15 protein-coding genes are annotated in these 18,002 nt (G+C 71.2%); 7 read left to right on the plus strand and 8 right to left on the minus strand.

The genetic code is table 11. The annotated features are described in order from the left end of the window. Positions 1–1,665 carry an energy-dependent translational throttle protein EttA gene (gene ettA, locus AMK31_RS28600; RefSeq protein ID WP_073943560.1) on the minus strand — a complete coding sequence of 555 codons (1,665 nt, stop codon included), beginning with the start codon at positions 1,663–1,665 and terminating at the stop codon, positions 1–3. Between the two features lie 97 nt (positions 1,666–1,762). On the opposite strand from ettA, the gene AMK31_RS28605 reads away from it, so the two are divergent. Beyond that, the gene (locus AMK31_RS28605) at positions 1,763–2,272 is read left to right on the plus strand and encodes a DinB family protein (protein WP_073943561.1); all 510 of its coding nucleotides are present in this window, start codon (positions 1,763–1,765) and stop codon (positions 2,270–2,272) included. Positions 2,273–2,376: 104 nt separating this feature from the next. Beyond that, a complete protein-coding gene (locus AMK31_RS40755) occupies positions 2,377–2,676 on the plus strand; it encodes a hypothetical protein (RefSeq protein ID WP_158074557.1) in 300 nt (99 codons plus the stop codon). 57 nt (positions 2,677–2,733) lie between these two features. Here the strand turns inward: AMK31_RS40755 and AMK31_RS28615 are convergent, their stop codons facing one another. The 5 genes from AMK31_RS28615 to AMK31_RS28635 all read right to left on the minus strand — a co-directional run bounded on the left by AMK31_RS28615 (position 2,734) and on the right by AMK31_RS28635 (position 10,461). After that, a complete protein-coding gene (locus AMK31_RS28615; RefSeq protein ID WP_241842740.1) occupies positions 2,734–5,610 on the minus strand; it encodes a SpoIIE family protein phosphatase in 2,877 nt (958 codons plus the stop codon). Positions 5,611–5,654: 44 nt separating this feature from the next. After that, positions 5,655–7,238 (minus strand): SpoIIE family protein phosphatase, encoded by a 1,584-nt coding sequence (locus AMK31_RS28620; RefSeq protein ID WP_079186967.1) that lies wholly within the window; start codon positions 7,236–7,238, stop codon positions 5,655–5,657. A gap of 177 nt (positions 7,239–7,415) precedes the next feature. Then, the gene (locus AMK31_RS28625; protein WP_073943563.1) at positions 7,416–8,513 is read right to left on the minus strand and encodes a carboxylate-amine ligase; all 1,098 of its coding nucleotides are present in this window, start codon (positions 8,511–8,513) and stop codon (positions 7,416–7,418) included. 145 nt (positions 8,514–8,658) lie between these two features. Further along, positions 8,659–9,252, minus strand: coding sequence for a hemerythrin domain-containing protein (locus AMK31_RS28630; RefSeq protein WP_073943564.1), 594 nt, complete (start codon positions 9,250–9,252; stop codon positions 8,659–8,661). 9 nt (positions 9,253–9,261) lie between these two features. Beyond that, positions 9,262–10,461 (minus strand): hypothetical protein, encoded by a 1,200-nt coding sequence (locus AMK31_RS28635; RefSeq protein ID WP_073943565.1) that lies wholly within the window; start codon positions 10,459–10,461, stop codon positions 9,262–9,264. Between the two features lie 337 nt (positions 10,462–10,798). On the opposite strand from AMK31_RS28635, the gene AMK31_RS28640 reads away from it, so the two are divergent. From AMK31_RS28640 to AMK31_RS28650, 3 genes are read left to right on the plus strand one after another with little or no spacing between them, the layout of a single operon-like run. Next, positions 10,799–11,398, plus strand: coding sequence for a hypothetical protein (locus AMK31_RS28640; RefSeq protein ID WP_107468756.1), 600 nt, complete (start codon positions 10,799–10,801; stop codon positions 11,396–11,398). Positions 11,399–11,451: 53 nt separating this feature from the next. Further along, entirely contained in the window at positions 11,452–11,865 is a 414-nt protein-coding gene (locus tag AMK31_RS28645) for a hypothetical protein (protein ID WP_073943566.1), read from the plus strand. Further along, positions 11,862–12,623, plus strand: coding sequence for a phosphodiesterase (locus tag AMK31_RS28650; RefSeq protein ID WP_241842741.1), 762 nt, complete (start codon positions 11,862–11,864; stop codon positions 12,621–12,623). Before AMK31_RS28645 ends, AMK31_RS28650 begins: the two co-directional genes overlap by 4 nt. A 54-nt stretch (positions 12,624–12,677) precedes the next feature. Here the strand turns inward: AMK31_RS28650 and AMK31_RS28655 are convergent, their stop codons facing one another. Then, positions 12,678–13,211: a hypothetical protein gene (locus AMK31_RS28655; protein WP_073943567.1), complete on the minus strand. Its 534-nt coding sequence runs from the start codon at positions 13,209–13,211 to the stop codon at positions 12,678–12,680. 224 nt (positions 13,212–13,435) lie between these two features. Next, complete coding sequence (locus tag AMK31_RS28660) at positions 13,436–15,421, minus strand: N-6 DNA methylase (RefSeq protein WP_073943568.1); 1,986 nt, start codon at positions 15,419–15,421, stop codon at positions 13,436–13,438. Between the two features lie 142 nt (positions 15,422–15,563). On the opposite strand from AMK31_RS28660, the gene AMK31_RS28665 reads away from it, so the two are divergent. Together AMK31_RS28665 and AMK31_RS42185 are read left to right on the plus strand one after the other, a co-directional pair. Further along, on the plus strand, positions 15,564–16,505 hold the full coding sequence (locus AMK31_RS28665; protein ID WP_073943569.1) for a serine/threonine-protein kinase: 942 nt from the start codon (positions 15,564–15,566) through the stop codon (positions 16,503–16,505). A 180-nt stretch (positions 16,506–16,685) separates the two neighbouring features. Then, a complete protein-coding gene (locus AMK31_RS42185; protein ID WP_073943570.1) occupies positions 16,686–17,948 on the plus strand; it encodes a serine/threonine-protein kinase in 1,263 nt (420 codons plus the stop codon). Positions 17,949–18,002 lie beyond the last annotated feature (54 nt).

Consider the following 18,002-nt stretch of genomic DNA (forward strand, 5'->3'; position numbering starts at 1 on the left):
TCAGTCGCGCGTGAGCTTCTTGTAGGTGGCGCGGTGCGGGCGGGCCGCGTCGGCGCCGAGCCGCTCGATCTTGTTCTTCTCGTAGGACTCGAAGTTGCCCTCGAACCAGAACCACTTGGAGTCACCCTCGTAGGCGAGGATGTGCGTGGCGACGCGGTCGAGGAACCAGCGGTCGTGGGAGACGACGACGGCGCAGCCGGGGAACTCCAGCAGCGCGTTCTCCAGGCTGGACAGCGTCTCGACGTCGAGGTCGTTGGTCGGCTCGTCGAGGAGCAGCAGGTTGCCGCCCTGCTTGAGGGTCAGCGCCAGGTTCAGCCGGTTGCGCTCACCGCCGGAGAGCACACCGGCCGGCTTCTGCTGGTCCGGGCCCTTGAAGCCGAACGCCGAGACGTACGCCCGCGAGGGCATCTCGACCTGGCCGACGTTGATGTAGTCCAGCTCGTCGGAGACGACGGCCCACAGCGTCTTCTTGGGGTCGATGTTCTCGCGGCTCTGGTCGACGTACGAGATCTTGACGGTCTCGCCGACCTTGATCGACCCGGAGTCCGGCTCCTCCAGGCCCTGGATCATCTTGAACAGCGTGGTCTTGCCGGCGCCGTTCGGGCCGATCACGCCGACGATGCCGTTGCGCGGCAGGGTGAAGCTGAGGTCGTCGACGAGGACCTTGCCACCGAAGGCCTTGCTGAGGTTGCTGACCTCGACGACCACGTTGCCCAGACGGGGGCCCGGCGGGATCTGGATCTCCTCGAAGTCCAGCTTCCGCATCTTGTCGGCCTCGGCGGCCATCTCCTCGTAGCGGGCCAGACGCGCCTTGGACTTGGCCTGGCGGCCCTTGGCGTTGGAGCGGACCCACTCCAGCTCTTCCTTGAGCCGCTTCTGCCGCTTGGCGTCCTTCTGGCCCTCGACCTTCAGACGGGAGGCCTTCGTCTCCAGATAGGTCGAGTAGTTGCCCTCGTAGCTGATCGCGCGCCCGCGGTCCAGCTCCAGGATCCACTCGGCCACGTTGTCGAGGAAGTACCGGTCGTGGGTGATGGCGACGACGTTGCCCGGGTACTGGGCGAGGTGCTGCTCCAGCCAGTTCACCGACTCGGCGTCGAGGTGGTTGGTGGGCTCGTCGAGCAGCAGCAGGTCGGGCTGCTCCAGGAGCAGCTTGCACAGCGCGACACGGCGGCGCTCACCACCGGAGAGGTTGGTGACGGGCCAGTCGCCGGGCGGGCAGCCCAGGGCGTCCATGGCCTGCTCGAGCTGGGCGTCGAGGTCCCAGGCGTTGGCGTGGTCCAGCTCCTCCTGGAGCTTGCCCATCTCGTCCATCAGCGCGTCGGAGTAGTCCGTCGCCATCTGCTCGGCGATCTCGTTGAAGCGCTGGACCTTGCCCCAGATCTCCGCGACGCCCTCCTGGACGTTCTCCAGGACCGTCTTCTCCTCGTTCAGCGGCGGCTCCTGGAGGAGGATGCCGACGCTGTAACCGGGGGACAGGAACGCGTCGCCGTTGGACGGTTGCTCCAGGCCGGCCATGATCTTCAGCACGGTCGACTTGCCGGCGCCGTTCGGGCCGACGACGCCGATCTTCGCTCCTGGGTACATCCCGAGGGTGACGTCGTCGAGGATCACCTTGTCACCGTGCGCCTTGCGCGCCTTACGCATACTGTAGATGAGCTCAGCCATGCGCAGAGTCTAAGGGCGAGTCAGTTGCCTTCTGTGTCAAGCGAGTTGGGCCTATAAACATAGGAAACTCCGTATGGGCGGGCTTATCGTGGCGGCCATGACTTCCCATCCGTCACTAGAGCCCGACGTCTTCCACGGGACGCTGCGTGAGCAGTTCGAGGCGTTCCTCGAAGAGCACCGGTCCGCGCTGCACGACAGTCTCGACGGGCTGACCGAGGAACAGGCGCGCCGGTCGCTGGTCGCCTCCAAGACCACACTGCTGGGCCTGGTCAAGCACGCCACGTTCGTCGAGAAGGTCTGGTTCGACGAGGCGATCACCTGCCGGTCCCGTGCCGAGATCGGCATTCCCGAGACACCGGACGAGTCGTTCGACCTCGACGACGCCGACACGATCGCCTCCGTCCAGAAGTCCTATCGGCAGGCCTGCGAGGCGTCCCGGCGGGCCACGGCGGAGCTCACGCTGGACGATCTGCTGCGGGGCAACCGCCGGGGCCCGCTGCCGCTGCGCTGGGTCTACCTCCACGCCCTGCGTGAACTGGCCCAGCACTGCGGCCACGCGGACATCCTTCGCGAGCAGATCCTCAGCGGCTCGGCCGACCAGGGCTGAGCGCCGCCGGTTTCTCAGCCGGGGCGGTCGCTCCGATCGGTGGGGCGTGGCGCAGCAGTGCCGCCACCAGGGCCGCCGTCGCGAGGGCGAAGGCCGCGCTCGCGGTGGCGGCCGTCTGGAGCCCGGCGGTGAAGGCGTCCTTCGCGGTGGTCAGCAGCGCGGCACCGTCCGGCAGGCGCTCCGCGGTGGCGTTCGGCGAGGCGCGGCGCTCGGTGACGGCGGTGCTCGCGCTGGGCGACGGGGACGCGGCTGATGGGGCGACGGTCGGCGGGCACCCGTTTGACGGGCACCGGTCTGACGAGTACGCGGAGCTGCGGGCGAAGGCCGGTGTGTGGCGGACCGGCCTCGCCGTCCTGACCGGCGACGGCACCGACCGGGTGGCCCGGATCGAGAAGGCGCTCTAGGCATGCGAACAGCTCGGTGATCCGGCCCCGGAGCGGCCCGGCCCCGGAGCGGACGGGTCAGCCGGGGTCGTCGAACATGGCCAGCAGCGCCTCCTCGTCCGTCTCCGACGCGGGCTGCTCCGGCTGCGGAAGCTGCTCGGCCCACACCGTCTTGCCCTGCGGCATGAAGCGGGCGCCCCAGCTCTTGGTGAACTGCGCCACCAGGAACAGGCCGCGCCCGCCCTCCTCGGTCGTGGCCGCCCGGCGGATGCGCGGGGAGGTGTTGCTGCGGTCGGAGACCTCGCAGATCAGTGAGTCGTCGCGCAGCAACCGCAGGCCCACCGGCCCGGAGCCGCCGTACCGCACGGCGTTGGTGACCAGCTCGCTGACCACCAGCCCGGTGTTGAAGTCCAACTCCGACATGTCCCAGGCGGCGAGCTGGGCGCGGGTCAGCTCCCTGGCCCGCGCCACGACCGAGGAGTCGGACGGGAACTCCCAGGACGCCACCCGGTCCTCGGGCAGCGCGTGCACCCGGGCCAGCAGCAGGGCCACGTCGTCCTGCGGGCCGCCGGGCGGGAGGGTGTCCGCGACCCGGTCGCAGATGTCCTCCAGCTCCGGACCGGCGAGGTCCAGCGAGGCCAGCAGCTGCCCGGTGCGCGCGTCGGTGTCCCCGTAGCCGCGGCTCTCCTTGAGCAGGCCGTCGGTGTACATCGTCAGCAGGCTGTCCGCCGGCAGGTCGAAGGTGGCGGACTCGTACGGCTGGATGCCGCCGAGCCCCAGCGGCGGACCGGCCGGGAGGTCGATCAGCCGCGCCTCCCCGTCCGGCGTGAGCAGCGCGGGCGGCGGATGACCGGCCCGGGCGGCCGTACAGCGGCACGACACCGGGTCGTAGATCGCGTACAGGCAGGTCGTCCCCGTCGCGGGGTCCTCTTCGTCGGCCGATTCGTCGGGGGTGCGGCTGACCAGGTCGTCCAGATGGGCCAGCACCTCCTCGGGCAGCAGGTCCAGCCCGGCCAGCGTCCGCACCGCAGTACGCAGCCGGCCCATGGTCGCCGCCGCCTGCAGACCGGTGCCGGGCACGTCCCCGACGACCAGCGCCACGCGCATCCCGGACAGCGGGATCGCGTCGAACCAGTCCCCGCCCACACCCGCCCTGGCGTCCGCGGGCAGATAGCGGGAGGCGAGATCGACGGTGCTCAGCTGGGGCAGGACATGCGGCAGCAGGCTGCGCTGCAGGGTGAGGGAGGCGTGATGCTCACGGTAGTAGCGGCGGGTGTTGTCCACGCTGATCGCGGCCCGGGCCGCCAGCTCACCCGCCAGCGTCAGGTCGTCCTCCTCGTACGGCCGCGTCCTGCCACGGCGGTAGAACCCCGCCATGCCGAGCACGGAGCCCCGCGCGGACAGCGGAGCGCCCAGGTAGGAGTGCACGCCCTCGCCGAGCAGGTCGACGGGGTGCACCTTGTCGGCGGGGTGTCCGGCCAGGGCGGTGGTCAGCACCGAGTCCATGACCGGCTGCCCGGAATCCAGACAGCGGGCCTGGGGCGTACCGGCGGGATAGCCGACCGGCTCGTTCACGCCGCCGAAGTCGGCGCCACGGGAGTCCTCGTCCGTCCGGGCCTCGTCCGTCCGGGCCAGGCTCGTCCGGGCGGCCACCCGGCGCAGTGCCACGTCGGGGCGCACCCGTCCCGGCGGTGGCTCCTCGCCCGCCAGGACGCTCTCCACCAGGTCGACGACGACCAGGTCGGCGAAGCGCGGCACGGCGATCTCCGCCAGTTCCTCGGCGGTGCGCCACATGTCCAGGGTGGTGCCGAGCCGGCCGCCCGCCTCGTTCAGCAGGGACAGCCGCCCGCGCGCCTCCGCGGCGAGCCGGCCGACGCCGGGCTCGCCCACCAGCAGCAGCCACGCGTCGGTCGGTGCGGTGGGGTCCGGTTCCGCCGTCGCGTCGGGCGTACTCGCCTCCGCCGCCGCGGCGGGATAGTTCAGGAGCGGCACATGCCGGCCGTCGGGGGCGGAGACGGTGGCGGGGCCCGGTGTCCGCGTGCCACCGGCCTCCTCGAAGCTGACCTCGACCGCCGCGCCCTCCGCGTCGCCGTGGTGCAGCTCTCGGCGGCGCAGCAGGGCCACGCGACTGCCCGCGAGCGGCACCTCGGCGAACGTCTCACCGGTCGAGGAGATCAACTCGACGGCACGCTCCAGCAGTGTCAGCCGCTCCTGCGAGGCCAGCGGGGGCGCTGGTCCGCCGAGCCGGGACAGCTCTCCCGAGCCGAGGTTCAGCTCGGCATGCCCGCCGCGCTCCCTGGCCTGGCGGAAGGAGCGCATCAGCTCACGTTCGCGGGCCGTGCTCAGCTCCAGCAGGCGTTCCCCGATGCGTTCGGTGGCGTCCTGGAGGACCAGCGCCATGCCGGGGTCGGCCAGCGCCCGGGGCACGGCGAGGTTGACCGCGCCCCGCACCGTGCCGCCCACCGGGTCGCGTACCGGCGCGGCCATGCAGGTCAGCTCCTTGAGGCCGTGCAGGAAGTGTTCGTGGCCGACGACCACGAACGGCGCCCTGGTGCTCAGCACCATGCTGACGCTGCTGGTCCCCATGAACCGCTCGTCGACATTGGCGCCCGGCACCAGGGAGGCGGCGTCCATCAGACTCAGCCCCGCCGGATCGCCCCACCGGCCCACGAGATTCGCCCGTGAGTCGGCCAGAGCCACGGTCACCGATAGGCCCGCGAACCGTTCACACAGGCGGTCGAGCACCGGCGTGGCAGCCCTGATCAGCCGGGAGTCGGGATCCAGGTCGCTCTCGATCGGCAGGGCCGCCCCCTCGCGGTCGATGCCGAGAGAGAGTGAGCGCTCCCAGGAAGCGAGAATCTCCGGACGCAGTCCGGCGATCGGCAGCGACCGGTCGCCGTCATCGCTGCCCGGAGGCGTCGGATACGGCTCCACAAAGCCAGAGTACTCAGGCATATGGTGAGCAACCTCCCGTCTGTGGACCGGTTCCGGGGCTGCCGTCATGGCCGGTCAGGACCCCAGCCGGGCGCGGCTCGACGGAGGCCCTGCGCGGTTCCACCCGCGTTCTCGGCCCCGGTGAGCGCTTCCTCCGCGGGGATGTGGGCGGCCTGCGCGATGAGCAGTGCCACGTCGTCGTGGTCGCCCTCGGAGCGCAGGGTGTTCAGAAGCCGGTCGCAGGTGGCGTCCAGTGAGGGGTCGGAGCCGTCGAGAATGTCGACGAGAAAGTTCAGGCGGGTCTCGATCGGCTGATCGCGGGTCTCGACGAGGCCGTCGGTGTAGAGGACGAGCTGGTCGCCCGGGCCGAAGCCGATGGTCGTGGAGTCGAAGGCGACGCCGCAGCCGCCCAGGGGCGCGCCGGTCGGCAGGTCGAGCAGCCGGCTGTCGCCGTCCGGGCCCAGGAAGACGGGCGGCAGGTGCCCGGCGAGGGCCACCCGGCACTGTGCGGCGTGCGGGTCGTAGACGGCGTAGACACATGTGGCGATGGTCTCGAGGCCGTCGGTGATGTGGTCGAGGTGGTGCAGGACCTGGGCGGGGGTCAGGTCGAGGTCGGCCAGGGTCCTGGCGGCGGTGCGCAGCTGTCCCATGGCGGCCGCGGCGGTGACGCCGCTGCCCATCACGTCGCCGACGACCAGGGCGGTCTTGTCGCCGGCCAGGGGGATGACGTCGAACCAGTCGCCGCCGATCTCGATGGTCGCCTGCGCGGGGCGGTAGCGGAAGGCGATGTCGAGGCCCGGTCGCCGCGGCGGCGGGTGGGGCAGCAGGCTGCGCTGCAGGGTGAGGGCGGTGCGGCGCTGCTCTTCCACGGCGCGGTGCCGGTCGGTGACGTCGACGCTGGAGGTGGCCACTCCCAGCACCTTCCCGTTGGACGCTTCGAGCCGGTAGAACGACATCGACCAGGCGTGATCGTTGTCCGGGTCGGCCGCCGTGCGGCCAACGATGTAGTGGTCCAGGATCGGCACGCCGGTGGTCAGGACCTCGCGCATGGCGGCTTCGAACGAATCGTCCAGGAAGGGCAGCACCTCGTGGGCGTGGCGGCCGATGTGCTCGGCGGCCGGCACGCCGTTCATCCGTTCCTCCGCGGGGTTGACGGAGACGTACCGGAGATCGGTGTCCAGCATGCCCAGCCCGATCGGTGACTGGGACACCAGCTGGGCGGACAGCGACAGGTTCCGCTCGACCTGGCGCAGCGTGACCTGGTCCGTGGCCAGCCCCAGCGCCCAGTACTCGCGCTGGTCGTCCTGCAGCCGCATGTTGCGGAACTCGACCATGCGCGTGCTGCCGTCCTTGTGCCGGATGGGGAAGACCCCGGCCCAGCTCTCGCCGTCCTCCATGACCTGGGCGAACAGCGCCAGCACCGAGTCCAGGTGCTCCTTGTCGATCAGCAGCTGGGCCGCGTACCGGCCCAGCGCCTCCTCGGCGCTGTAGCCGAAAAGGATCTCGGCCTGCGGGCTCCAGAGATCGATCTTCCCCTGGGCGTCGACGAGGACGGCGGCCACGTTCAGCACGTCCAGCAGGCCGCCGGGGCTGGACGGAACCACTTCCGACGTGCCGGGATCGTCCCGGAAGGGTTCGGTCGCACCCATGATTCCCGGCTCCTTCCGGCCGCCGATCCGGCATGCCGTCCGCGGAACGGCAGCCCGGTTCCGTGCCCCGGTCCTCTCATCGTCTCTCTCCGCCGCCTGTGTGCGCACGCCCGACGCCGAGGGACGGTCCCGAGACCGGTACAGCGCGAGTACCCGGCCGCCGATCCGGCACTCGGTTCAGCCAGCGGTGCTCTCGCCGACGATCAGGTCGATCACCGCTCGCTCACCGCCCGCGGCCAGGGCGGCGCGCTGCCGGTCCGCGCCGGTGCCCTGCCGCAGGAGCCGGTTCACCAGGGCGGTGACCTTGCTCGTGTCGCCGGACGCCTCCAGCGCGGCTGCGATGTGCCGCAGCAGCGCGCGCACCATGTCGCCGGCGCTCCGCACGGTGCCGCTGGGGTCGATCAGGGTGCCGGTCAGGCCGTGACGGCTCGCGTGCCACATGACGGCTCGCAGGAACTCCGGGGCGCAGTCCGGCGGGGGCGCGTCCGTGGCCGCCTCGGCGAGCGCCGTCTCCACCAGCGCCCGGACGACACCGGCGAACATGACCGCGCCGTCGACCCGCAGCTGTACGTCCGGGCAGCGCACCTCGACGGTGGGGTACCGGTCCGACAGCCGGGCCTGCCAGTACAGCTGGCCGGTGTCCGAGATCAGACCGCAGTCCAGCAGCCGCCGCACGCGCCGCTCGTAGTCCTCGACGTCCTGGAAGACCGGGGGCAGACCGGCGACCGGCCAGCGGCCGAAGATCACGGTGCGCCAGCTGGCGAAGCCGGTGTCGTGGCCGTCCCACAGCGGGGAGTTCGCCGACATCGCCGTCAGCGTGGGCAGCCACGGCCGCAGCCTGTTGAGCACCTGCACGCCGGCCTCGCGGCTGGGCACGGCCACGTGCACGTGCATGCCGTTCACCACCTGCTCCGCCACCAGCTGGGGTGCCTGGGCGAGCATGGCCCGGTAACGGGCGTGGTCGGTGACGGCCACCGGATGATCCGTGTCGCGCAGCGGCGGAGTCGCGACGGCCGCGATACGGCAGCCATGTGCCCCCGCGCCGGTCGCCAGGGCATGCCGCAGCCGCAGAAGGTGCCCTCCGACCTCGTCGAGGGTGTCGCACACCGGCGTGGCGACCTCCACCTGCGACTGGAGCAGTTCGCACTGCACTTCCCGCCCGCTCATGTGACAGGCCAGGTCAGCGGCTATGCGCACCTTCTCCGAATACGGCACCGGAATGCCGGTGACCGGATCGACCAGCAGGTATTCCTCTTCCACGCCGACCGTCGCCATCGCTCGCCCTTCGCTCGGCGAGCCCCGAGTGCCACGGTCACCGCTTCGCAAAACCGTCGCGGAGCCCCGGCGGCAGACCGAGCGGCAGACCTAGCGGCAGCCCCAGCGGCAGCCCAGGCCGGACGACCGGGCTGCCGCCCGCCTGTCAGCCGTCCTTGCCCATGGCCTTGCGCACGGTGTCCTTGGTGCGGTCCATGAGAGCGGCGATCGGCCCGACCGCCACGTTCGCCGCTGCCGACTCGACACCCGGGTGCGGGCGGGTGGGCGCCATGGCTTCGGCGGCCTTCACGGCCTGGGCCATCGCGGCGAGGTTGGTGACGTCGGTGCTCCGGCGGATGTGCGTGAACTCGTAGCGCTCCTCCGCCCGCGCGTGCTCCTGGACGTCCGTGCGCAGCTTCATCAGCCGCGGCATGAACGTGGGGTCGTCGGTGTCGAGCTCGTCCAGGGCGGCCAGCGTCTCCTTCGCCGCGCGTTCCTCGGCGAGGCGGTCCTCGACGACCTGCCCGCCACCGGAGGTCGCCCGCCGCGCGAAGGGGTGGACGACTTCCTCCTCGGCGGTCTCGTGCACGGCCAGCAGCCGCACGAGCCGGCGGAAGGCGTCGCGGCGCTCCTCACCGGTTGAGGCCTCGACCTCGTCGAACAGATTCCGGATGTCACCGTGCTGGCGCATCAGCAGCGCCACCACGTCGATGTCCCTCGCCCGGTCGTCTCCGGCCTGCGGGGTGCGCAGCTCGCTCATCTCGGCCCCTCACTTCTCGCGCATGGCGGGGTCGGGGTGCTCACCCTCGGACTGCACGCGGTACTCGCGGCCGAACATCTCGTCGTGCTCCGCCATGACCCGCTCGCTGGGCGGCTGCTCGCCGCCATGGATCTGCTCCTGCATCTTCTCGAACCGCTCGTGGGCCTCGCGGACGTAACCGGCACCCAGCGTGGTCAGGTCCATCTGCGTGTCCAGCAGCTCCCGCAGGTACTGCTTGTTCGGCTCGAAGGTGAGCACGTTCGGCAGCTCCGGCGCCAAGACCTCCTGCGGGTCCCGGCCGTCGTGGCGGCGCATCAGGTCGCAGGCGGTGTGCAGGTGCTCCAGCTCCATGTTCAGATGCAGCTCCCAGATCGCCTTCACCTTGGGATCGCTCTCCTGCTCCATGAAGGAGTAGTAGAGGTAGCACTCGTTGTACTCGTGGTTGACCAGTTGCTCCCACCACGTCTCACCCGGGTCGACAAGGGACTCGTAGTGGGTGACGTGCTCCTCCTCGATGAGCCCGATCTCCTGGTAGAGCTGCCGGGCGATCGGCTCCATGTAGGTGGGGCCGGTGTTCATGTAGAAGTTCATGGTCTGCTGCTCCGCGGACATGATCGTCAGCGCGTGCAGCTTGGACAGCGGGTTCGTCTCGTCCTTGGCGTACGGGTCGCGCACGTTGTCGTACGGGTCCCGGTGGTGGAACTTCGTCGGCCGGCCGGGCATGACCTCCGTCAGCCCGTCGACGATCGACTCCGCCTTGCGGTGCTCGATCATCTCGTACAGGTTCGCGTACCGGTACAGGTGGTCGAAGTCCTCCAGCACACCGAACTCGTACGCCTGCTTCAGGTACGGGTCCGGCTCCATGCGCGCGACCCACGACGTCAGGTCCACCGCCACCTGCTCGTAGGCGATCGTCGTCTCCAGCACCGAGGACACACCGGGCAGCAGCCAGTTGACGACCTTCTGCTGCTGGGCCTCGATGTAGCGGGTACGCGCCAGTTGCCGCTTGACCTCGGGGTCGACCGTGTTGCGGGCGAGCTGGTGGCTGAAGAGGATCGCCTCCACCTCGATGCCGTTCATCGTGATGACGCGGCAGCGGGTGTAGGGGTCGCAGCGGTCCGGATCGATCGGCTGAACGTTCATCTCTCGCCAGTTGCGCAGCTGACGGTCCAGCGGGATGCCCCGCTGCTCCAGAGGATTGAAGGTCATGGGGGGAGCGCTCCTCGTGACGGCCGGGCGGGCGAAGTGCCTCCGTCGCCGCACTGCGTGGCGGCGCCGGGGCACGCCCGTCATGTTTCAGCCGGCCCGCCACCGCGGCCACCTCACACGCCCGGACGCCGGGACATGCCCTCCGTTCGAGCAGCCCCTTCGGCTGTTCAGCCCCGCCGATCCGCGCCGGGGCCATGTGCCGCCGACGCCTGCCCGCCCCGCCCGTTTCCGGCTCCCGGGCGAGGGGGACTCGCCGCCTGTGGCGGAGCACGGAGCGGAGCAGCGGGTACGGCCGCCGGTGCCGCCGGTTCCCGAGCCGGCCGTACGGCGCCCGGAACTGCGCTTCGAGGGCTGGATCGCCGGCCTGGGCACCTCGTCCGGTACGCGGGTCGTACTCGGCCACTGGCAGCGGACACCGTTCGGCCCGTTCAGCGACGTCATGCTGGAACGGGCCGACGGGGAACGGCTGCTGCTGGCCCCCACACAGGAGACGGCCGACTTCATCGGCGGCACCTACGTCTTCGAGACGGTCCGCGTCGTCCCCGTGCGGGTCGGCGTCGCGGACCGCACCTGGACCGTCACCGCGGGCCCGCTCGAGCTGCGCTTCCTCACCGGGCGGCGAGGGCCCCTGGGCTGCCTGCTGCGGACCGTGCCGGGCGCGCTCGCCCGCCGTCCGGCGTGGAGCGCGTTCACGTACTGGCCGGCCCGCCTGCTGCTGCCCGGAGTGCGGACCCGCGGCAGTGCGCGCGCGGGCCGCCGCGAGTGGTACGGCGCACAGGACCTGCGGCCGATCCGGGCCGTCTCCGCGTCCTTCGCGGGCGCCGACCTCGGTGTCATGGCGATCGTCGAACCGCCCGTGCGCTTCGGCTTCGGTTCCGTGCCGAGGCGACCCGCGCTCGTCCGGGTCACCACGACGGTGGCGCTCGAAGCGGAGTGAAGGGAGCCGGTCCGAGGGGTACCCGGCGAGCCGTGGAGTGGAAGGGAGGCGCCATGGGCGGCACGACACTACGGGAGCCCGCGCGCGGCGTCGCGGTCGCGCACGGTGCCTTCAACACCGTGGGCGGGCTGTGGCCGCTCGCGCACCTGCGCAGTTTCGAGTGGGTCTTCGGACCGAAGACCGATGTGTGGCTGCAGATGACGACGGGCGGACTGCTCGCCTCCGCGGGTCTCGCGCAGCTCGCCGCGGCGGCGGACCCACAGGGCCCTTCGCATGCCCGCCGCATCGGCCTGGGCACCGCGCTGACCCTGCTGGCCGTCGATCTGACCTATGTGCCGAAAGGCCGGATCCGGCCCACGTACCTGCTGGACGCCGTGATGCAGGCAGGCTGGATCGCTGCCTGGCTGCGCACCACCGGCCCGAAAGGGACACCGTCCCGCAGGCAGGCGTGCGGGTGCGGCCGGTGAGGGGCCTGGTGCGGACGGCCCGGTCCGCGACACCGGCGGAATCACGGCACGTCAGAGCGGTCGAGGCGGCTTTCCGCCTGCTCGCTCGCCTGCGCGGGGCTCCGGCCCTGCATCCGGACGGGCTGACGTGCGCGGCCGAGCTGCGAGTCATGGACGGCGGCGAACGCTGGGACGTGCCGTGGCTGGACACACCGGGTCGCTACGAGGCGACGGTACGTCTGTCCCGAGCGGCCGGCCTGCCCCGGCGGCTGCCCGACGGGCTGGGTCTCGCGGTGCGCGTGGAGCAGGCCGACGGCCCGGGCAACGTCCTCGATCTGCTGCTCACGAGCAGCGGCCGGGGCCGGCTGACCCGGCACCTGCCGCTGCCACGCGCCGACGCCCTGGGCGGACCGTACTCCAGCCTCCTCTCCTACCGGATCGCCGGCCGTCCATCCGTCCTGGCAGCCTTCCCCCGTCGTTCACGCGACGCTCGCGGGGCTCGCGATGCTCCCGTGCATGGCGACCCGGCGAGCCTGAGCCGGGCCCTGAGCGCCGGACCGCTCGTCTTCGACCTCTGCGCCGAGGCGACCGACGACCGGCGCTGGCGCGAGTTCGCCGTACTGACTGTCCACACGCCGCTGCCCGTACGCCCCACGGAGAGCGCTGACTTCGACATCTACGCCCACGAAGCGCGCGACTTCACCCCCGGCCCCGCGCTGTCCGCCATCCGCCGCGCCGCTTACCGCGGCTCGCGGGCCGGCCGGCGATTCGGCCGCTGATGAGGACGCGGTCCGCCCGCCGCCGGTGAGAATGCTGTTCGCCGGTCGGTGCTCTCACCGGCCGTGGGCGTTCCCGCGGGGCAGGGGCCCGACATCGGGTCGGCGGCCGGGACGCATGGCTGCGTGCCTCTGCCCCGGGCCGGGCCCGCTGCGGGCGGCCAGGGCATCGGCTACGGCGCCGGTGGTGAAGGCGTACACGGCCTTGTGCAGGACGTCCAGGACGAGCTCCCCGCGCGGCCAGGTGGCCGGCGGAGCACCCACGCCGGTCGCGTTCTCCAGGATCTGGTCGTTGGTGAGACGGACCACCGTGAACTTCGCCGACGCCAGCGGTCCGCGCAGACCGGCCTGGGCCATGACCGAGCGCAGTACGCCGAGCAGGGCGGCCTGGCCGTAGTGCATGGCCCAGTTGACCACCGGCGGCTGGGCTCCCGGGCGCTCCGGCAGACCGGTCAGGCGTTCCAGCACCCGCGCGGGCACATGCGAATCGGGCCGGCCGGTGACCCTCTGCTCGATCTTCTCGCCGAGGGTCATCACCACACCCCCGACGCCACCCGCGAGCAGACCCTGCCACAGAGCGCGCTTGAGCATGTGGCGCCGGGTACCCGGCGCGGGCGTCTTCACGCGCCCGCCGGCCGTCGCGCCTAGAAGAAGCCCAGCTTCTTCGCGGAGTAGCTCACGAGCAGATTCTTCGTCTGCTGCTGGTACACAGGCAGAACCTGAAATGGTCCGGATCTTGATGGATGCGCTACGTGATGAGCCTGAAATGTGTCCGCCCGACCTCACAGGGCAATAACCACCTCGGCCCGTGAGCGTCAGCCGGCCAGCCCGCCTGCCGCGAGGCGATCACTCATGTCGCCCACCAACCCACTACCGGCGCTCTCAGCCTTGATGACGAGTGCCTCGAAGGATTTGAGGCGACGGAATGTCTCGGCGTACACCGTCTGTCTCTCCAAGGGAAGCTGCAGTACCTGGAGACGTCGGATGTCGACTCGGGACGAACTGGAGGCGTGGGTGCCTGCCTGGCGCCCGTTGGCTGGTGCGCGCAAGCATCCGGCGAGGAAGTGGGCATCCAGCTTCTCGGGGTCCACCCGCAAGGCGTAGAGCTGAGGGCCCAGAGCCACTGGTGGCCCTTCGTGGACCCACGCCTTGAAGGCCCGGATCACTCCGGCGACCACGACGTCACCCTCCTCGGCGATGGCGTGGGCCGAGTCGGTGGGCAGGAGGCCGCCCGGACTGCCGTCGTGCAGGAGGTCGGCGATGGTGAGGAGGGGCATGGCGGCCCCGCGAGCCGGTGTGACCGTCTCCAGCGGTTGCTGCCCGGCGCGCAATGTCAGGGCGCCCGCTTTGACCAGGTCTCCCACCGTCGCGGTGGTCTGCGGAGCCGCGGCCTCGAAGTCGAGTCCGGACAGGTGCTGAGCGTGATCGGCCAGATCCGTCAGCAGCGCCCCGAACTCGCCCCATTTAGCGACGAGCTCCTTCGGGGAGGGCTCCGTCATCGCCGCGGTGTAGCGACCCGGGGTGACGTCCACCTCGTCGTCCAGCAGGTCCAGCAAGGGGACGCAAACCGCCCCCTCCGGCAGGTCCTGGGTCGGGTGGTTCAAGGTCGCCATCGCGGTGAGGACGAATGATCCGAGAGCGTCCCAGTCGGGACTCGGCTCGCGTGATCCGGGTCGTGCGAAGCGTGTGGCGTCAACCAGGAGGGCGTCCTGGCTCGCGGGTGCGGCGGCGAAGCCGTCCGCCGCTGCCTGGAGAATCCACAACTGCAAGGACACACTGTGCGGTTGGGCACTGCCGGGCGGCAGGGACACAACCGCCCGGAGCACACCGGTGCGCAGCAGTGAACCGCGGATACGACGGCCCGCCTTGCGCGACGCGACCGCAGGCGGAAGAACGACCACGGCGGCCCCGCCGGGCTTGAGGTGGGAGAGCAGGTGCTGCACCCAGGCCAGTTCGGGTTCGGTTCGTGGGGGCAGCCCATGCGTCCAGCGCTGGTCGGTGGCGAGCTCCTCGTAGCCCCAGTCACGTTCGTTGAACGGGGGATTGCAGAGCACGATGTCGGCCTTGGTGCCGGCGAAGGGGTCTTCCCGCAGCGCGTCAGCCGTAGCGACACGGGTACGGATGTCACGGTCCTCCGCGATGAACTCAAGACGAGCGGATGCCAGCGCGGCCAGCGCGGCGTCCAGTTCACAGGCGAGCAGTTCCAAACCCGGACGGTCGTACTCCTGAGTGGCCGCGGCGGCCAGGTGTCCCGTACCGCACGCCGGATCGAGGACGGTCAGCCCGCCTTCCCCAGTGCCGCGCCGGACGGCGAGGGCGATCCGGGCCATGAGCGCGGCCAGTTGTGGCGGTGTGGTGCTGAGCTGCCGGACATGAGTTTCCAGCCACCGTTGCAACAGGAACTCGAAGGTCTCGCGCGGCCCCCCCGCACGCCCCAGCTTCGCTGCCTCGGCCACGAGTTCCCGGGCCTGCGCGGAGAGTTCCGGGCGGGTGATCTCTGCTGTGGAGGAACGCATCCGGCGAGCCGCCTCGGCGACGGCCAGACCCGACTCGTTCCTGCTGCCCAGCGCCTCGAAGCGCGGCCAGAGGAGCTCTCGGCCGCCGATGTCCTTCAGCTTCCCGTTGTCCCGCAGCCACTGTTCGACCTCGGCCAGCGAGAACTGCGGGCTCACGTCGGTGCCCCCGATCCGCGTGGGGAAGGAGTCGTGGCGGCGGCGCCAGTTGCTCACCGCGGCTCGCCCGACGCCTGCGATCCGGGCGATCTCGGCCAGGCTGACGGGTACGACGTCGGGGGTACTCATCGATCAGTCTCCGAGGTACTGGGCGGCTGGGCTGGTCGGCGTCCCAGCGGCCGTATTGCTGGGAAGGCTACTACGCTCATTGACTCTGTTCACAGGGTTCGCGTTCCACCCTGATGTGTGGAGAATGTGGAGGTCAAGAAAGATGCCGGGTCCCGCGCCGGGATTGGTGCTCTGTGACCGCTATCGACTGGAGTCGGTCCTGGGCAGAGGTGTGATGGGTCACGTGTGGCAGGGCCGCGACCTGCCCCTGAACCGGCCCGTGGCCGTCAAGACCGTCGCCACGGAGTTGCTGGCCGTGCCGAACAGCCGCGAGGCGGCCCTGAGGCGGTTCGACAGGGAGACGCGGGCGGCCGCGTGCCTTGACCACGTGAATGTCGCCACCGTCTTCGACGCGTCGCTCGTGGACGACACCTGCTGGCTGGTGATGGAGCTGATCGAGGGCACCACTCTCGAGTACCTCTTCGATCAGCAGGAGGAGGGGCGGTTCGGCATCCCATCGGCGGTCGCCGTCGCCGCCCAGTTGTGCGCGGGACTGTCCGCCGTCCACGCGGCCGGCCTGGTCCACCGCGACCTGAAAACGCAGAACGTCATGGTCCGGCGGGACGGCATCGTGAAGATCCTGGACTTCGGACTGGTCAAACTGCTCAGCGACACCGACCCCCGCCTGACGACGACCGGTGAGGGCATCGGCAACCTCCTCTGCGCCTCCCCCGAGCTGCTGTCGGGTAGGGACCAGCTCGACGGCCGCAGTGACCTGTACGCCGTGGGCTGCCTGCTGCACCACATGCTGACAGGGGAGACGCCCTTCCCCACCCATCAGCCGGCACTCCTGGCCTCCCACCATCTCGCTACGCCCCCGCCCCTCGTCGCCGACTCCGGGGTCGACGTGCCGGGCGACCTCCAGGACCTGATCACGGCCCTGCTCGCCAAGCGGCCCGACGACCGCCCCTCCTCCGCCGCCGAGGTCTACGCGGCTCTCGCGCCCCACCTGCCGGAGCCGCGCCCCGAGCTGGCCGCCACCCGCACTGTGCCCGAGGACCCCCGCCGCCCGTTCCTGGTCCCGCAGGGCCCGGTGCCCTGGTGAGTCGGGCCGCCCGTCCCCGGCGGCAGCGAAGAGGCGATTGCAAGGGCCACCTTTCTGGCCTGGGGAGGTACGGGACTGCCGTGACCAGTGAGAGAATGGTTCGTCGGCCGGGTGCCGTGAGGTTCCGGGCCGCGGGGCGGTGACGGGCGCGGCAGGCGCCGGGACTGGGGACGGGGCGCGATGCGGCGAAGCCTTGGACGGTACGAGCTCAGGCACGAACTGGGCCGGGGCGGCATGGGAGTCGTCTGGGCGGCACGCGACCGTGACCACCACCGGGATGTGGCTGTCAAGGTACTAGCCACCCGCGGCCGGGCCGCAGAATTGAGCACGCTGGAACGCCGTTTCCTGCGCGAGATCCGACTGACCGGCCGCCTGCGCCACCCGGGTGTCCCGGCGGTCCACGACCACGGGAACCACGAGGGCGAGCTGTATTTGGTCATGGACCTCGTCCCGGGCCGCGCTCTGGACGCCGTCCTCAAGAACGACGGCCCGCTCGGCATCGCACAGGCCGCGGACGTCGCCCGCCGCACGGCCAAGGTGCTGTCCTACGCCCACGGTCAGGGCGTCGTGCACCGAGATCTCAAACCGTCCAACCTGATGATCACCCCCGACGGAGAGATCAAGGTGCTGGACTTCGGGGTCGCCGCCGCTCTCGAGCCCCAGGCCGGAGAGACCCGTTTCACTGCCTCCAACGCCACCCCCGGCACGGTCGTCTACATGGCGCCCGAACAGGCGGTGGGCCAGACCGTGCCCGCCAGTGACCTCTACTCGCTGGGCTGCGTCCTGTACGAACTGCTCACCGGGACACCACCCTTCACCGACGGCAGCCCCTTCATGCTCTACCACCGGCACGCCAACGAGCCCGTCCCGCCGCTCGCCGACCGCCGCCCCGACGTACCGGACGGCCTGCGGACGCTGGTCGAGTCGCTGCTGGAGAAGAAACCGGAGAACCGGCCCGCCTCAGCCGCGGAGGTGGCCGCCCTCCTCGACGCCTGGGCGCCCCGGCCGGCTCCCGCCTTCGGGGCCGCGCCCGCTCACCCGCGCCTCGCGGAGATCGAGGCCCTGCGCCGGGCCGGCCGCCCCGCCCGTGCCCTGGAGGAGTACCGGGAGCTGATGGCCGCCCCCGGCATCGACCGGGCGGGCCTGCTCGCCGCACGAGCCGGAGGCGCCCTGTGCGTGGCCGCGCTCGGGCGCACCCGGGAGGCCCTGGACGAGCTGAAGTCGGTCCTCGCCGAGCAGCGCAGCCTGCTCGGGCCCGGCCACCCCGACGTACTGGACACCCGCTACGAGATCGCCGTCCTGCTGATCCGCACCGGAGAACGGCACGCCGCCGGGGAACTGCTGCGCCGCCTGGCCGACGAAGAGGACAGGGGCCTGCCCGCTTCCGGCGCCGGGCACGGGCGCAGCCGGGCGCTGCTGGAGCGGCTGCGCCGGATGGGCTGAGCACCTCACCCACCCATAGTTTTGTAAGCTCTGTTCACAGATGATGCGCGGGTG

Source organism: Streptomyces sp. TSRI0107 (genome assembly GCF_001905845.1).
Taxonomy (GTDB): Bacteria; Actinomycetota; Actinomycetes; order Streptomycetales; family Streptomycetaceae; genus Streptomyces.

What these genes read in the sequence shown, in the direction of transcription:
- ettA (WP_073943560.1), bottom strand. Translation starts at nt 1,665, where the DNA reads ATGGCTGAGCTCATCTACAGTATGCGTAAGGCGCGCAAGGCGCACGGT.
- AMK31_RS28605 (WP_073943561.1), top strand. Translation starts at nt 1,763, where the DNA reads ATGACTTCCCATCCGTCACTAGAGCCCGACGTCTTCCACGGGACGCTG.
- AMK31_RS28615 (WP_241842740.1), bottom strand. Translation starts at nt 5,610, where the DNA reads ATGCCTGAGTACTCTGGCTTTGTGGAGCCGTATCCGACGCCTCCGGGC.
- AMK31_RS28620 (WP_079186967.1), bottom strand. Translation starts at nt 7,238, where the DNA reads ATGGGTGCGACCGAACCCTTCCGGGACGATCCCGGCACGTCGGAAGTG.
- AMK31_RS28625 (WP_073943563.1), bottom strand. Translation starts at nt 8,513, where the DNA reads ATGGCGACGGTCGGCGTGGAAGAGGAATACCTGCTGGTCGATCCGGTC.
- AMK31_RS28630 (WP_073943564.1), bottom strand. Translation starts at nt 9,252, where the DNA reads ATGAGCGAGCTGCGCACCCCGCAGGCCGGAGACGACCGGGCGAGGGAC.
- AMK31_RS28635 (WP_073943565.1), bottom strand. Translation starts at nt 10,461, where the DNA reads ATGACCTTCAATCCTCTGGAGCAGCGGGGCATCCCGCTGGACCGTCAG.
- AMK31_RS28645 (WP_073943566.1), top strand. Translation starts at nt 11,452, where the DNA reads ATGGGCGGCACGACACTACGGGAGCCCGCGCGCGGCGTCGCGGTCGCG.
- AMK31_RS28655 (WP_073943567.1), bottom strand. Translation starts at nt 13,211, where the DNA reads ATGCTCAAGCGCGCTCTGTGGCAGGGTCTGCTCGCGGGTGGCGTCGGG.
- AMK31_RS28660 (WP_073943568.1), bottom strand. Translation starts at nt 15,421, where the DNA reads ATGAGTACCCCCGACGTCGTACCCGTCAGCCTGGCCGAGATCGCCCGG.
- AMK31_RS28665 (WP_073943569.1), top strand. Translation starts at nt 15,564, where the DNA reads ATGCCGGGTCCCGCGCCGGGATTGGTGCTCTGTGACCGCTATCGACTG.
- AMK31_RS42185 (WP_073943570.1), top strand. Translation starts at nt 16,686, where the DNA reads ATGCGGCGAAGCCTTGGACGGTACGAGCTCAGGCACGAACTGGGCCGG.